Below are 17,040 nucleotides of genomic sequence, written 5' to 3'. Positions count from 1 at the left end.
AAAATCCAAAAATGAAAGAGAAAAAATTAATGCTTACAAGAAGCATTAATGAGAAGTTGGGATTCAAGTGTAATATTATAAAAGTCTCCGTGTTTTAGTCTGTGAGGATTAATGACAAGATATTCTTTAAATAAACTATGAAGGAAAAGGAGTGATAAAATGGAAAATTTGCTTGCCTACATTTTAAGCAAAAAATATGCTCAAAGCATATGCAATGGATCAGCTTTTAATTCAACGCCAACTGGAACAAATACTGGAATGACATTATCTTCTTTAATGCCGAATATGTGCACAAATACAAACTTAAGTAATATCGTAGAGCGATTGATTTTAGACGCAATTGGAAATTTATTATTTGATGGCAAAATGGTTATTGATATACCAAACATAAATTATAATAAAGAATTTACGATATACGCATCAGATTGGGTTCAAGATTCTATAGATAAAGAAAAATACACTTGGACAAAAGTGCATAATCTTAGCACAAAAAATATTGAATGTACGGCATATAATAGCTTAGATGAAGAAGTGATTGTTGGAGTAAGAACTCAAAATCTAAACACAATAATATTAACAAATAAAAAACCCTTTAGTGGTAGAATTGTGATTAATTATTCTATTGAAATATCTTCTAATGGAGGATCTACTACTGATTCAAATGGAACTGTAAAAATGACGTCTAACGACACTACTAGCAAATATTTAGCAGAATTAATAGATGGGTTGACAATTAAAAATATAAATGGAAATTTAGTAGCAACAACTTTAGATGGGTTAACTACTACAATAGCAGAACTAAACTCTCTACATGGTATTACTGGCAATATACAAGAGAAATTAAATTCATTAGCTGGAATAATATCATTAAAAGATAATCATAAAGCTACTTATGCAGATTTAAATATAACAACTGGAATGATACAAGGTGATTCATATATAGTTGATGCGGATGAAACACAAGGTGGAGAACAAACATGGTATACGTATAATAACAAAAAATGGGTTTGCTTGGGTGTAATAAGTGCGTCAACTAGAGATTTTTTAGTTAATCCACTTAATGTTATAACAGAATCAACAGGAATATATAAAGAACCTCGTATAGACCCATTAATTGCAAGAAAATCAGATATTCCAATTATACCTAATTTAAGTTTATTAGCTAATTATACTCAGACTGATACAGACTTAGCAGATGCAGTAGTAAAAAAACATGAGCATGCTAATAAAGCATTACTTGATATGTATACTCAAACTGATGTTGATTTGACAGAGGCGGTAAGTAAGAAACATGACCATGCCAATAAGTCTGTAATTGATAATTTCTCTGAGGGTAGTGATGGAAAGCCGCTATATAAAGGGAATCCAATTACAAGTAGCGGAAGTGGCAGCGGAATAAGTGATTTAAGCACTTTTAGTACTGCTGATCTAAAAGATACAACAAATTATAGATATGTAACTGATGCAGAAAAAGCTAACCTTAGAAATTTATCTACTGTAGTAGCGACACAAACTAATATAAACAATACTTTGTCTACTATAACTAATGAGATTTCATCTAGTGCATCAAATTCCAATAAATTAATCACTACTAATGAAGTTGAGACAAAGATAAATAATGTTAAGTTTGTTAATTTAGCTGATGTAGATCATAAAGTAAAACCAAGCTCATTTATAGTTACTAATAGTACAGGAACACAAATAACTTATCTAAACTCTATTGAATCAATGATAAAAATACAAAAGATTACAGATAAAGATGGAGTTGATTACTTTGATATTCCGAGTATAAAATTTAAAAATATGACGGGTGTACAAAATTCAGATGGAGATTTAGAATTAACTTTGCAAAATCTATTCACTACAGACTTGAAGGATATGCCAGCTGTTTATGATAATGGTAAGGTGCTAGTTGCTAATAGTAGTTTACAAGCATATGAATTGAAAGATATTGAAACATTAACTAATAGTAAAGAAAATTTTACCAAATTAATAATGCAAACTGACTGGGATCATGACTCAACTTTGGGAATATACGCATATTCAGTTCCTCATGGTTTAAATTCTAAAAATTTAATAATAGGAATGGTTGATGGATTTGACAATTCTATTAATAATGTCACTTGGCAAATTATAGATGGCAATACAGTTATGTTTAAATCAACTACTGGAGATGCTATAAGGGTAGTTATAAACTGCTCTCAGGGGTCTACTGGTAGTGGTACGGGAGGAACTGGTGGAGCTACAACTGTTAATTCTAGTGATTTTATTGATGATAATAGGGTTAGAACAGATAAAACTTACAGTTCATCTAAGATAATCACTACATTAAATAATTATGCGCCAAAGAGTACAGTTTACACAAAAATTGAATCTAATGCTTTGTATGCTAGTAAATTAAATGAACATATTCATACTAATATGTCCATTTTAAATAAAATAGCTGAAGATTCAAATGGAAATATGTACTTTGGTGATCAAAAGATTTTAACTAATCTTAAACCATACACATATCAAAAACATTGGGATAAAGAAAATTATATAACTTCTACGTTGCTTGTTGATGTTAATACAATCTTTAATACAAATAAATATAATGCAATTTTAAGTACAGAATTTACCATACAAAATAATATAGTTAGTGTAGATGAAAAAACTGATGCATTAGCTGAAAATCAAGTGCATTTAGTTGTAATTGATAATTCAATAGTTGTATTAGATGTATTAATTCCACCGACAAGTGTTCAAAAATACTTATTAGGAATATCACCTAATGTTCAAATAATGGTGCAAGGTCAATTTAGTAGCAACTATTATTTAACAGCTTATTAATTATAAATATAAAAGGAGGAAATAAATAATGGCGAAGATTTTAGATTCATCATCTATAAGTGGTAATATATCTAAAATGATAGAAACCCCAGATTACTTTTTTATAAATGGACAAGTGTATGACAAGAATACACTTTCTCCAGACCCTTTTGATTTTTGTCCAGTAACTTCAAGTGCATTAAATGAAATGTCTTTAGCTCAAACAGCATATGTTAATGGTAACTGGGAAAGACAAAAAACAACAAATGGCTATATGATTGATAGTACAGACCCATCTACTTGTTATGTGGTAACTCAAGGAACATTTGGAAGCTCACCAGCTGCAATTTATAAATTAACTAAAGATGCAAATGGAACTTGGATAAACATACCATATCCAGACTGGAGTACTAGCTATAGTCCATTTATGGACATGATAAGTCAAGATAGTCAAAAAATTTACTATACAATACACAGGATAGCAGGTGGTAGTTATGTTTATATTGGACAATTAAATAAAATTACAATGAAATCTGTTGTAACAAATCTGGGAAATGTCGGAACGGTAAGAATACTCAAAGATACTGATATGTATATTTATTTTACATGTAGTTCAGTAAATAATTCAATTATTAATGTTGGTAAATATGACAAAGTAGCCAATGCAGTAACATGGTTATTAGCTGATAAATTGACAGCTGGTAATAGCTATAATTTTGAAGCTTCAGATATGAACAATAGTGGAGTATTTTATTCTGTTAGAGATGGATTAGGAATGGGGATGAATGACCATTATGTAGGTATTAGAAAATTTGTACTGGATATCTCAAAAGATACGGTTCTTACATCAAATGTTAATTTAGATACATCATTATATCCTTTAGGCAAAATACCATTAGTTACTAGTGCTACTATGGGTGTAACACACACATTATTAAGGCATACTGATGCAAGCACTGGAAAGAACTACATGACACATATAATTTATAATGGTGGAAATGGTGGTAACTACACGAGTGTATCTGACTCAGCTCTATACACTTATGAGATAGTAGATGATAGTAATTGGAAGCTTGTATCTTATACAAGCTTTAATCCGGTTATTTATAGAACATTCTTACCAGTTCTAAATAATCAAACAATCATGCTTGCTTATGAAAGTGGATGTCATATATATACATGGGATTCTGGAACTGCATCTTATAAAAAGGTATCTTCTTTTAATTCTCCAATAGGTGCTGTAGGAATTGATAGTAATAATAATATCTATATTCAATATGCTGATACAAGTATAGAAATGATTTCTAATGTAATGCCAATTACAGTTTTTGCTGATTTTGAGGAAGATGTTTATAGCTACAATGGAACAGATATAACCACAAATATAATTGCATACGTTAAAAATTACCAAGGTAAATATTTGCCAGCAAGTATACAAATTAATCTTTATGGCAATTGTAAATTTGCAGATGATCATAAGAGAATCAAAACTGTTACTACAACTAATCTTGATAAATTAACAATACCAGTAACAATTTATGATACTGGCAATTTAAGGGTTTCAGTAAAAATATTATAGGATAATAAAATATAATTTTTATGATAAAGATAATTATAAAAAATAAAAAATAAATAATAGCCAATTAGAAGAAGTAATTAAATAATACTTCTTTTTATTATGTTAAATTTAAGGAGGAATAAATTATGGCAAAAATATTAGATTCTAATACAATAACAGGAGCAATTCAAAAAGTGGTGGAGACTCCAACAGGATATATTATAAATGGACACTTTTATGATAAGGTGCAGATGATTCCTAAACCATTTAAACTATTTCCAACACTTGGAGATGCTACTGACCTAAGTATGTCACGAAAATTACTATTAGGCAGCACAGTGGCTAATCACTTTAAAACACAAGGAGATACTATTGTTAGCGATAGATATGACTCAACAATATCTTATGTTTGGGTAATAGGTGCAAGAAATTCTACCGCACAAAGATTATTAAAAATAAAAGAAAATAATGGAGATGTTAGTTTAGTTACTTCAAACGTTTATACATCTGTACCAACTTCTAACCCATTAGTTAGAGCTTATTGTGGACAAGACTCTAATTATTTATATTATATAATTTCTTGTTCTCAAGCATACACAGAATTTTTTGTAAAAGTAGATAAAACAACCTTAGCTATGACTGTTATAGAAAATCTTTCAAACTACTCTTGGGGATCAGTAATAAAAGAAAATGCTACTCATATATACTATGGTAGAAAGCAAGGCTATGGTACTAACATTTTAAAGAGATATAATAAAACAACTAGCACAATAGATACATTTAGTATAACTGCAAAAACATCAAATATTTACTTTAGTACGTGTTTCTCACAAATAGTATCAAATAGTGATACTTCTTTCTACACTTATTCATTATCGCATAACTCATCAACTAATAAATTTGGAGTTGTAAGATATGCGTTTGATACCGCACAAACTACTTTAGATAAAGTTTGCACTGAAGCAGATATGAATATAACTTGGGGTTCTATCACACAATTTCCTGTATTTGCTTCAAATCCATCTGTTACTTATGAGCCATTTATAACTACTGCAAGTAATGGAGATAAGTATTTTAACGTTGCTGTATATGAAAATGCATGTGGTTCAACTTCTGTTAATATTCCAAGCTACGGAATATTAACATTTGCATTAGATAATTCATCAAACACATTAACATTTAAGAACTTTGTTCAAGTTACTGCTGATTATTTCAGAGGATTTATTGGAACTAAAAGCAATACATTCTTAGTTTGTGCTTCTTCAACAACTACTATATTTATGAGCTTTAATGAAGCAAATGAAAAATTCGTTATTACTGATACAATAAGCAATCAACCTTCACATATAGGAATAGACCAAGCTGAAAACATTTGGATAGTAAATGCACTTGGAGAAGTAGAATACTTAAATCCATTTGTGCCAACTAATATAAATGTAGCCTATGAAAAGTCAGCATACAAATATGAAGGAACAGATATGACTACTTTCTGTACTGTTAGTTGCCAAAACTATAGCGGAAACTATATTGCAGGTAAATTGCAATTAACATTGAAAGGAAACGCAGTATTTACTTCAAATAGCAGTAAGGTAATTACAGTAGATACATTATCTACTGATGTCTTAAAAGTTTCTATCAAAATTACTGGAGCTGGTAGCTTAACAGTATATCCACAATTAGTAATGTAGTAGCAAAAGGGGGTGAAATTCCCCCATTAATATAATTAGGAGGTGAAAGTAAACATGAGTTTTGGTGATGGTATAGCACAAAGTATTAGTAATGTTGGTTATAGTAAAATAATACCTATTGCTGATGGAATTGCAACAGTTAACAGTGATGTAGATGCGAATATTATTCAATTTCTTAGTCCTTCAAGAGACAAAGATGTACCATTTGAAAGAACTGTAATTGCAGATAATATAACAATAAATAATATAAGAATAAACTCGGATACTCAATTTGTTGTTTCTGGCGTAGATACACCTATTACATGTTATACATGCGATACTGAATGGCACAATGTACTGTCTACAGTAATTGACCAGTATTATCCTAACCCAGCAATACTTAAAGCAACTTGTCAAGTTATAGATAAGAATGATACTAATAAGTATATGATACAATATTTAACTATGGACTATACAAGAGTGTATTCTAAAATAATTCCTGTTATTTGTTATAAAACAAAATACTTAATAAATAAAAACAAGTATGTTTTAAGCAAAAATATGGAGCATGAGAAGCAATTGTATAACATTGATGTAGAAACAAAAGTAACTATTTGTGGTCAAGATGATTATAATATAGTTTGTGATTCAGCTGTTACATTTATAGAAAATAGAATTCCTTATACAAGGAATAGTATTACTTTAATTCAACCAGTTTCAATAAATGTAGAGGATTATAAGCCTCCAATTACATCTTCTACTTCTGGAAAAACTTTAAATAGCTTTAGAATAGTAGTTCAAAAATATTCTTATTTTGAACAATATTTATCATTCAAAATAGGGACAGTAGTAGATGTCAGTGGATTGCCTCAAGGCATGGTTTATGAACTTGGATACTTAAAGGGTTCGCCTTTAATTTCAGGAGAATACCCTATTTTCATTAAAATGGAGGATAAATCTGTTCTTAGTGGCTTGTTGATTGTAACACAAGTGCCACGTGAACTTTAAGAAAGGAGTGATTAATAACATGGTTAGATATCATTTTAATTCCGATACACAAATAGTTTTAACTAATGATTTAGATATAAATGTAGTTCAGTATATAAACCCAGTTACTCAAAAGTATTTTGCTAATAAAGATGAAGCAATAGTATGGGCAACAGAATATGTGAAGGATTTTGGTGAAACTCTAGTTAAATCAGATGAGAGAGTGGAACAACCAAATGAGCTTGAGACTATAAAAGAAGAATTGACTAATCATCAAACAAATGAGTGACACAATAAAAAAGTAAATTTTAAAATGAATTAATTAGGCATTTCAAACAAAATAAATTACAAGATATTAATATTTTAATGTCTTGTAATTTAATAATAACTATGCACAGGAGTAGAGGAATTGGTGGAAACAAAACAATAATACTCAAGCTTAAATCTTATTTTTACCCTTTTCATATCTAAATATAGGTTGACTGCCCCATTGACTACTATTGTATCGCCTAAAGTACCCCCATCATTTGTGACTCATCATAAGAGAGATTTCCATTCTTGTCAAAATAATAATCTTGTATAATTAAAGGAATATCATTCACTTCGTAATCCTTTGGTATATTTAAACTTTTGGATACTTCATCATATACATAAAGTAATTCTGCTAATCGCTTATATACCTGTTGACCAGTTTTATCATCTAGGCGTGAATGAAACCATAGAATTGAAGCTGATTAGGTAATCTTGATTGATGAGGCTTCAATTCCAACAATTATTTCTGAAATGTCCCTTGATGAAAAATTTCAAATGGTTTGTGGAATAGATGTAATTGCAACCTTTAATGAGAACTAGTAAATTATTTCAATTTGTAATAAATTGCAAATATATATATAAATTAGTATATAAAGTTTAAATCTTCATATATGGCACAAATTGAATAATCATTAGAACAATCGGAAATAATTTGACTTCAAATAAAAATACTGAGTTAAATTTTAGTCCTAAATTAGCACAATATTTGAAAACACAAGGGTAAAAAAGAAATAATAAATATGGATATTCAGTATATGAAATAATGCTAATAACTTTAAAATAAGAAAAATTAGAGCACAAGTGATTATAGTTAAAGATATTAGATTATGCTCCAGTTTTAGAAAAGCTTAAAAATTAATTAAGAGATATATGTAAGGTTATGAAAACAAATATTTAAAAATTGATTATTTATTCATACAGAATAACTATTTTGTATATTGTTAATTATAGAATAAATTTTTATAATTTTATAAGAAGTATTAAAAATATATTAAGGTAATTAAATGATAATGTATTTGCTTTTGATTATAACTAGGCTTATATAGATAAAAATCTGTATAGGTTTGGTCGTTGTTTTGATATCGTTATCAAATATATGTTTTCACATTATAATTATATAAAAAGTTAAAAATAAAATGGGGGTAGAGATGATATGGATAAATATAAAGTTATTGAAATAAAGCAAAGTGTTTTTCAAGATAATGATAGACAAGCAGATTTGCTTAGGGAAGAATTAAAAAAAGATAAGACTTTTTTATTGAATTTGATGTCATCACCAGGTTCAGGCAAAACAACTACTGTTTTAAGAACAATTGAAGCTTTGAAAGATGAAATGAGTATAGGAGTTTTAGAAGCTGATATTGATTCTGAGGTAGATGCTAATACTATTTCAAAGACAAGTGCAAAAGTAATTCAATTACATACGGGTGGAATGTGTCATTTAGATGCAGATATGACTAAACAAGGTCTATCTGGACTTGTAACAGAAAGAATTGATTTTGTAATTTTAGAGAATGTTGGGAATTTAGTGTGTCCAGCAGAATTCGATACTGGTGCATCAAAAAGTGCCATGATTTTAAGTGTCCCAGAGGGAGATGACAAGCCTTTAAAATATCCTTTGATGTTTTCAATTGTTGATGTTCTACTAATTAACAAGATAGATACAATAGCTAATTTTGATTTCGATTTTAAGGCTGTTAAAGAGCGTGTAAAGAAATTGAATCCTAATATTAAGGTTATTCAAATCTGTGCTAAAACAGGACAGGGAATTGAGGAATGGGCGGATTGGATACGTAGAGAAGTGAAAAATTGGAATGAAAAATAGAGTTTTATTGAGTTTTTAGACAATGTAAAATATGCTATAAAAATGGAGGGATAGAATATGGTAAAAGAAAGGGTATTAGATCTTGCTAATCATATTAATAGATCAAAACGTGGTTCGAAATCAGGCATCAAAGCAGATGATCCTGAATACATGATTTTAGAACCAGTTGTTTCAGAGAAAATGGCAGAAATAGGACTTTGTCTAGAGTTACGCAATCCTAAGAGTGCAGAAGAGATTGCTTCTTTATGTAGCAAATCTGTGGAAGAAACATCAAAATTATTATGGGATTTGGCTGTTGCTGGTGTTTGTTTTGTTAATGAAATTGATGGTGCTGACAAATACTGGCTTGAGACTTGGATTCCAGGTGTTATGGAAATGATGGTTAACAACAAACAAAATGTCAAAAAGTATCCACAAATTGCTGAAGCTTTTGAAGCATATGGAAGAATAAGAGGACCTAAGACAGTAGGTAATTTTCCTGTAGGAAAAGGCTTAATGCGTGTAATACCTATTGAACATGCAATTAAAGGGGAAACAAGAAGGGCATCTTATGAAGAAGTTTCAAAATACCTTAATGAAAATGAAAAATTCTCTGTATCGGATTGTTCTTGCCGTACAGCAAGAGAAGCTATGGGAGAAGGCTGCGGACACTTAAAGGAAGATATGTGTATTCAAATGGGACACGCTGCTGAATATTATATTCGAACAGGTAGAGGCAGAAAAATTAGCCGTGAAGAAGCTTTTGAAATTATAAAAAAAGCTGAGGCAAATGGATTGGTGCATCAGATACCTAATACAGATGGACCCGGAAAAACTCATGCCATTTGTAATTGTTGTGGATGTTCATGCTTGTCACTGAGAACTGCAGAAATGTTCTTAAATACTGATATGGTACGTTCCAATTATGTTTCTGAGGTGGATAAGGACAAATGCGTTGCTTGCGGGGAATGTGTTGAAAATTGCCAAGTTAATGCATTAAGATTAGGACAAAAAATCTGTACCAAAACACCAATACCTGAGAAAAAACGTTCTCTTCCATATGATACAGAATGGGGTTCCGATAAATGGAATTTTGATTATCGTACTAATAGAAAAGTTGTTGTAGATACTGGAACAAGTCCTTGTAAAGCAGAATGTCCTGCCCATATTGGGATTCAAGGCTATATAAAACTTGCGTCTCAGGGTAAATATACTGAAGCACTTGAGCTCATTAAGCATGAAAATCCATTCCCAGCAGTATGTGGACGCATTTGTCCAAGGAAATGTGAATCAGCTTGTACTAGGGGGGATGTTGATGATCCTATTGCTATTGATGATATAAAGAAATTTATTGCAGAACAAGATTTAAATAAAGATACTCGCTATGTACCTGAAATAAAAAATGAATATGGAAATAAAATTGCAGTTATCGGTGCAGGGCCTTCTGGACTTTCTTGTGCTTTTTATCTAGCTATTGATGGTTATAAGGTAACGGTATTTGAAAAGCAGAAATCACTTGGAGGTATGTTGACCCTTGGAATTCCATCCTTTAGGCTTGAAAAGAGTGTAGTTGATTCAGAAATAGATATTTTGAAGGACTTGGATATTGAGTTTAAGACAGGTATGGAAATCGGCAAAGATATAAGTCTTAATGATTTAAGAGGTCAAGGCTTCGAAGCTTTTTATATTGCAATAGGTGCCCAAACTGGTAGAAAGCTTGGAATTGAAGGGGAAGATGCTGAAGGTGTAACAACTGGTGTAGAATTTTTACGTAGAGTAAATCTAGGTGAAGATTTAAGAATTAAAGGAGAAACTATCGTAATTGGTGGTGGAAATGTTGCAATTGATGTTGCCAGAACTGCTACACGTATTGGTGCATTAAAAGTTAACATGTATTGCTTAGAGAGTAGAGAGCAAATGCCAGCTCTTGATGGGGAAATTGAAGAATCATTAGCAGAAGATATCAGTATCAATAACTCATGGGGTCCTAAAAAAATTCTCATAGAAAATGGTCATATTGCTGCTGTAGAGTTCAAAAAATGCATTTCTGTTTTTGATAAAAATAATATGTTCAATCCTAAATTTGATGAAAATCAAACTAAGATAGTTAAAGCTGAGAATGTCATAATTTCAGCAGGTCAAGGAATAGATTGGGGTGGATTATTAAAAGATTCAAAAATAGAATTGAATCTTAATAATACAATAAAAGCTGATCCAGTTACTCTGCAAACTGGTGAGCCAGATGTATTTGCAGGTGGAGATTCATTAACAGGTCCAAGGTTTGCTATTGATGCTATTGCTTTAGGTAAGGAGGGTGCTATTTCAATTCATCGTTATGTTCATCAGGGGCAAAGTTTAACTATTGGACGCATTAAAAGAGAATATCGTTCCTTTGATAAAGGAAATCTTGAACTTGAAGGATATGATCGTCTTCCAAGGCAAAAAGTAAACCACATTAAAGAAAGTAACTCAAAAGAAACTTTTAAGGATTTGCGAGGTATATTTACAGAAGAGCAAATGAAGAAGGAAACAGAACGTTGTCTTGGATGTGGTGCAACTGTTGTAGATCAATACTTATGTGTAGGTTGTGGGGTCTGTACTACGAAATGTAAATATGACGCAATCAAACTTGTAAAAAGATATGATGGTGTAGGTGTAGAGCTTCGTGAATTAAAGCCTGCAATAATAAAACATGCGTTAAAACGTAAAGTGAGAATTGCTGTTAAGAAACAAGTGAAATTATTGCAATCAATTTTTAATAGTGAAAAATAATGGTTAACAAGGTGCCTTAAAGGAAACCAATTGTACCTTATAAATTGTTAATTGAAAAAAGAGAGGTGAGTTTTGTTGCATGAACTAGGAGTTGTAATTGAAGTCATAAAAACAGTTGAAAATTTTGCAAGAAAAAATCAATTAACAAAAATTGATACATTAGTTCTCCAAATTGGTGAACTTTCATCTATGATTCCAAGATATATTCAAGTGTGTTACCCTGTAGCAGTGGATGGGACGTTACTACAAAATACAAAATTAGAAATTGAGATATTACCGGGAAATGCTATTTGTAAAGACTGTAATAAAGTTTTTAATCTTATTGAAAATAAGAACCAATGTCCAAATTGTGGAAGCAAGGACAGGGAGATATTATGCGGAAAAGAATTTATGATTAAGGAAATTATTGCTTGTGAATAAATAAAGAAATTTATGATTATAAAAATATTATAGAGAGTTGCAGTAAATAGAAAATAAAAGAATGACAATTGCTAACTATATTTTCAATAAGTGTTTATAACATTTATTGAAAATATAGTTAGTAAGTCATTCTTTTATTTTTTTGTAATTATAACATAAGAATAAAATGTCTATTTTAAGGAATAAAAAGAACATTTTTCATATAATTTCAAAAAATAGTATATATTTTACTTTTTATATCGATTTTTATACATTTAGAAGAAATGCTCTTTTATAAATTTAAATTAAAGTGCAAAATATATTCATTAATAATAAAGGAATAAACAATTATCATTTTAGAAAATTCAGATTTGAAACATAAGGAGAATTAATATGAGTAATATTAGAATTGCTGGAATTGGCGCATATTTACCATCCATGGTTGTTACAAACAAAAAAATAAGTGAATTTGTTGAAACAGATGATGAGTGGATAGTTGAAAGAACAGGAATTAAAGAAAGAAGAATTTCACAAGAAGAAGATACATCAGATGTTGCTGTTAAAGCAGCAAAACTTGCACTTGAAAGGAGTAATATTAAAGCAGAGGATATTGAGCTAATAATTGTGGCAACAGTTTCGCCAGACATGTTTATACCATCTGTAGCATGTATAGTACAAAATAAATTAAATGCAGATAAAGCAGCGTGTTTTGATATAAATGTTGCATGTTCTGGATTCTTATACGGTATAGAAATAGCAAAAAGTATGATGAAGTCTATGAATTATAAGAATTCACTAATAATTGGCGCAGAAGTGCTTTCAAAAGTCACAGATTGGACTGACAGGGAAACCTGTATTCTTTTTGGAGATGGTGGAGGTGCAATAGTTCTTACTAATGAAGAATCTGAAGAAAAAGGCATTATAAAATCATATTTAAGGTCTAATGGAAGAAAAGGAGATGCATTAACAATTGGAGCAGCAGATTTTAATAATCCATTTGTTAAAGGAGAAAAAGAAAGAAGACGTTTAATCAAGATGAATGGAAGGGAAGTGTTTAAATTTGCAACATCGGCTATAGTAGAAGCGATTTACGAATTATTAAAAGAAACAGATATTGTATTAGATGAAATTAAATACATAGTTTCGCATCAAGCGAATTATAGAATTATAAAATCAGCAGCCAATAAGTTAGATATAGATGAAAAGAAATTCTATATTAATTTAGATAGGTTTGGAAATACATCATCGGCATCAATACCAATAGTTTTAAATGAAATGCATGAAAAAAATTTAATTAAAAAAGGAGATAAATTCATTTTAGTAGCTTTTGGTGGAGGATTAACCTATGCATCAACATTAGTAGAATGGTAGCTCTTAAATTTGTAACAAAGGTACCATAAAAATTTAAGATAGCTAATTTATAAAATAATATTATTTAATGAGGTGATTATATATGTTATTTAAAGAAATAAGAGAAATAATTTGTGAACAATTAGGGATTGATAAGGATGAAGTAAGATTGGAAAGATCACTTGAAGAATTAGGTGCAGATTCCCTAGATTTGTTTCAAATAATAACTGAATTAGAAGAAAAATATAATATTGAAATTGAAGAAGCAGAGGATATAAAAACTATTCAAGATGCAGTAAATTTTGTAGAAAAAGAAATCAATAATAAAAATTCCCAATAAAGATTAAGTAAATCAATTAATAGAATTTACTAATGGTGTACATATGAAAGTTAAAAATACTAAAGTCATAACAGAATCTTATTAAGGGTTAATTAAGCTGTTTTTTTATTTTTATAATTTATAGGAGGAATTCACTATGGAAACAAATAGGTTATTGAAAATATTGGACATACAATATCCCATATTTCAAGGAGCAATGGCAAGAATTGCAGATGCTTCTTTAGCTTCAGCAGTAAGTGAAGCAGGAGGACTTGGAATAATAACAGGTGCAGCTCCGACAGAGTGGGTAAGGGTACAAATACAGAAAACTAAGAAACTAACAAATAAGCCCTTTGGAGTAAATATAATGTTAATGTCAGAAAATGCGGATGAGATAGCTGAATTGGTGTGTGAAGAAGGAGTCCAAGTTGTTACAACCGGTGCAGGAAGTCCTGGGAAGTATATAAAAAAATGGAAGGAATATGGAATAAAAGTTATACCAGTAGTAGCATCAGTAGCATTAGCTAAGAGGATGGAAAAATCAGGGGCAGATGCAATTATAGCCGAAGGAACTGAATCCGGAGGACATGTAGGTCAATTAACAACAATGGCATTAGTGCCACAAGTAGTTGACGCTGTTAGTATACCTGTAATTGCAGCAGGTGGTATAGGAGATGGTAGAGGATTAGCAGCTTCGTTTATGCTTGGTGCAGAAGCAATACAAGTTGGAACAAGATTTTTAGTAGCTAAAGAATGTATAATACATCAGAATTATAAAGACAAAATACTAAAAGCAAAGGATATAGATACAGAAGTTACAGGAAGATGCACAGGTCATCCAGTTAGAATTCTTAAAAATAAACTTGCAAGAACTTATCTTCAACTTGAAAAAGATGGAGCATCAATTGAAGAAATGGAAAAATTAGGCGCAGGTGCTTTAAGAAAAGCTGTTGAAGGTGATATTGAAAATGGATCATTAATGTCAGGACAAATAGCAGGACTTATTAATAAAGAGCAAACTTGTAAAGAAATAATAGAAGAATTATTTAAAGATGCAGAAGAATTGTTTATAAAATTTTCAGATAAAAATGTTTGCTAATTAAAGAATACTCCTTTTAGGTAAGATTCTAATCATTGAATATAGAAGAGATTAATCACTTAAGAGACTTGGTATAGTAAATGATGTAGCATAAGTTTTTGCTTTCTCTGAAAGAAAAAATTCAACTTATATTACGTCAGTTAATCCAAGCTGGCGATGGAGTGGCAATGTAACGGAGGAAAGTTAATTATGGAGAATAGAGTTGTGATTACTGGAATGGGAGCATTAACTCCAATAGGAAATGATGTTAATACATTTTGGCACAATATAAAAAGTGGCAAGTTAGGTATAGATTTTATTACTTTAGTTGATAAAGAGTCAATAGACATAAAAGTTGCAGCAGAAGTTAAAGATTTCAATCCAGAAACACTGATAGGAAAAAAAGAGTCTAAGAGATTAGATAGATTCTCACAGTTTTCACTAATTTCATCAGAAGAAGCCATAAAATCTTCAAAAATTGATTTAGAAGAAGTGAATCTAGAGAGAGTTGGTGTTATGTTCGGATCTGGAGTTGGTGGATATGAGACAATTGAGCAGGAATCTATGAAACTATATAGAGGTAAAACAAAAAAGATATCAGCTTTTTTTATACCTATGTCAATAATAAATTTAGGGGCAGGAAATATTGCAATTAAATATGGATTGAAAGGACCTTGTACTTCAATAGTAACAGCTTGTGCATCAGGAACTAACAATATAGGAGCTGCTTTTAGGGAAATAAAACATGGATATGCAGATGTAATGATTGCTGGTGGAGCAGAGGCATCAATAACTAGATTAGGGATTACAGGTTTCTCAAGTATGAAAGCCTTAAATACAAGTAATGATCCAAAGAGAGCATCTATTCCATTTGATAAAAATAGAAGTGGATTCGTTATGGGAGAAGGAACAGGGGCATTAATCCTTGAATCATTAGAACATGCTAAGACAAGGGGGGCAAATATTATAGCAGAAATTGTAGGATACGGTTCAACTTGTGATGCATACCACATTACGTCACCAGATTTAAACGGAGCTGGAGCAGCAAGAGCCATGGAAGATGCTATGAAAGAAGCTGGAATTAAAGCGGAAGAAGTTTCGTATATAAATGCACATGGAACTTCAACAGAATTAAATGACAAATTTGAAACTCTAGCTATAAAAAAAGCATTTGGTGATAGTGCTTATAAAGTAGCAATATCCTCAACAAAATCAATGACAGGACACTTACTAGGAGCAGCAGGGGCAATAGAAGCAATAATATGTGCAAAAGCTTTACAAGAAGGCTTTATACCACCGACAATTGGATATGAAGAAAAAGATGAAGAGTTGGATTTAGATTATGTACCAAATGTAGGAAGAAAACAGGAATTAGAGTATGTCATGACAAACTCATTAGGTTTTGGAGGGCATAACGCAACTTTACTTTTAAAGAAATGGAAATAATTCAAAGGAGGATGCTATGGATTTTGAGAAAATAAAAGAACTAATTAAATTAGTCGATTCTTCAACTTTAGCTTTTTTTGAGTTTCAAAATGAAAATGATTATATGAAAATGGATAAATCATTAGAGAGAAGAATAATTAAAAATAGAGTAGATGAAGCTAAAGCTTTAACTCCTATTTCTAATAGTGCAACTGAAAATGTAATAAGTCAAGTATTCAAGTCTTCTTGTGAAGAAAAGTTGGGAAGTATAGTTAATTCAGAAATTGAAAAGGAAATGTCTATAGACAATGAGATTCTAAAGGTTATAACTTCACCAATGGTAGGAACATTCTATTCAAAAGTTTCACCAGATAGTGAGCCCTTTATAAAAGTAGGAGACGAGACTACTATAGGAAAAATAATTTGCATAGTAGAAGCTATGAAGCTTATGAATGAAATAGAAAGTGACTATGCAGGAAAAATAGTTGAAATTTTAGTTAAAGATGGTCAAATGGTAGAGTATGGACAACCACTATTTAAAGTTAAGGGGGAATAGGG

General features: G+C 30.5%; 13 protein-coding genes. All 13 read left to right on the top strand.

Features of this window, described 5'->3' with window-relative positions; translation table 11 throughout:
- Nucleotides 1-159 precede the first annotated feature (159 nt).
- Nucleotides 160-2,832, top strand: a complete 2,673-nt coding sequence (locus tag CLPUN_RS26625; RefSeq protein ID WP_077850207.1) for a hypothetical protein — start codon at nt 160-162, stop codon at nt 2,830-2,832.
- A 28-nt stretch (nt 2,833-2,860) separates the two neighbouring features.
- On the top strand, nt 2,861-4,390 hold the full coding sequence (locus CLPUN_RS26620; RefSeq protein WP_077850206.1) for a hypothetical protein: 1,530 nt from the start codon (nt 2,861-2,863) through the stop codon (nt 4,388-4,390).
- Nucleotides 4,391-4,515: 125 nt separating this feature from the next.
- A complete protein-coding gene (locus tag CLPUN_RS26615) occupies nt 4,516-6,057 on the top strand; it encodes a hypothetical protein (protein ID WP_077850205.1) in 1,542 nt (513 codons plus the stop codon).
- Between the two features lie 54 nt (nt 6,058-6,111).
- Nucleotides 6,112-7,044, top strand: a complete 933-nt coding sequence (locus CLPUN_RS26610) for a hypothetical protein (protein WP_077850204.1) — start codon at nt 6,112-6,114, stop codon at nt 7,042-7,044.
- Nucleotides 7,045-7,063: 19 nt separating this feature from the next.
- Complete coding sequence (locus tag CLPUN_RS26605; protein WP_077850203.1) at nt 7,064-7,312, top strand: hypothetical protein; 249 nt, start codon at nt 7,064-7,066, stop codon at nt 7,310-7,312.
- Between the two features lie 1,176 nt (nt 7,313-8,488).
- Complete coding sequence (gene hypB / locus CLPUN_RS26595; RefSeq protein ID WP_077850202.1) at nt 8,489-9,160, top strand: hydrogenase nickel incorporation protein HypB; 672 nt, start codon at nt 8,489-8,491, stop codon at nt 9,158-9,160.
- Nucleotides 9,161-9,217: 57 nt separating this feature from the next.
- Nucleotides 9,218-11,911 (top strand): FAD-dependent oxidoreductase, encoded by a 2,694-nt coding sequence (locus CLPUN_RS26590; protein ID WP_077850201.1) that lies wholly within the window; start codon nt 9,218-9,220, stop codon nt 11,909-11,911.
- 75 nt (nt 11,912-11,986) lie between these two features.
- Entirely contained in the window at nt 11,987-12,331 is a 345-nt protein-coding gene (locus CLPUN_RS26585) for a hydrogenase maturation nickel metallochaperone HypA/HybF (RefSeq protein ID WP_077850200.1), read from the top strand.
- Nucleotides 12,332-12,703: 372 nt separating this feature from the next.
- Nucleotides 12,704-13,681, top strand: coding sequence for a beta-ketoacyl-ACP synthase III (locus tag CLPUN_RS26580; protein ID WP_077850199.1), 978 nt, complete (start codon nt 12,704-12,706; stop codon nt 13,679-13,681).
- 82 nt (nt 13,682-13,763) lie between these two features.
- Nucleotides 13,764-14,000 carry an acyl carrier protein gene (locus CLPUN_RS26575; RefSeq protein ID WP_077850198.1) on the top strand — a complete coding sequence of 79 codons (237 nt, stop codon included), beginning with the start codon at nt 13,764-13,766 and terminating at the stop codon, nt 13,998-14,000.
- 136 nt (nt 14,001-14,136) lie between these two features.
- Complete coding sequence (gene fabK / locus CLPUN_RS26570; RefSeq protein WP_077850197.1) at nt 14,137-15,078, top strand: enoyl-[acyl-carrier-protein] reductase FabK; 942 nt, start codon at nt 14,137-14,139, stop codon at nt 15,076-15,078.
- 189 nt (nt 15,079-15,267) lie between these two features.
- Nucleotides 15,268-16,503: a beta-ketoacyl-ACP synthase II gene (gene fabF / locus CLPUN_RS26565; RefSeq protein WP_077850196.1), complete on the top strand. Its 1,236-nt coding sequence runs from the start codon at nt 15,268-15,270 to the stop codon at nt 16,501-16,503.
- Nucleotides 16,504-16,519: 16 nt separating this feature from the next.
- Nucleotides 16,520-17,038 (top strand): acetyl-CoA carboxylase biotin carboxyl carrier protein, encoded by a 519-nt coding sequence (gene accB / locus CLPUN_RS26560; RefSeq protein ID WP_077850195.1) that lies wholly within the window; start codon nt 16,520-16,522, stop codon nt 17,036-17,038.
- Nucleotides 17,039-17,040: the final 2 nt, after the last annotated feature.

The organism is Clostridium puniceum, from assembly GCF_002006345.1.
In the GTDB taxonomy this organism is placed as follows: Bacteria; Bacillota; Clostridia; order Clostridiales; family Clostridiaceae; genus Clostridium; species Clostridium puniceum.
This window is presented reverse-complemented; position numbering and strand designations above follow the sequence as displayed.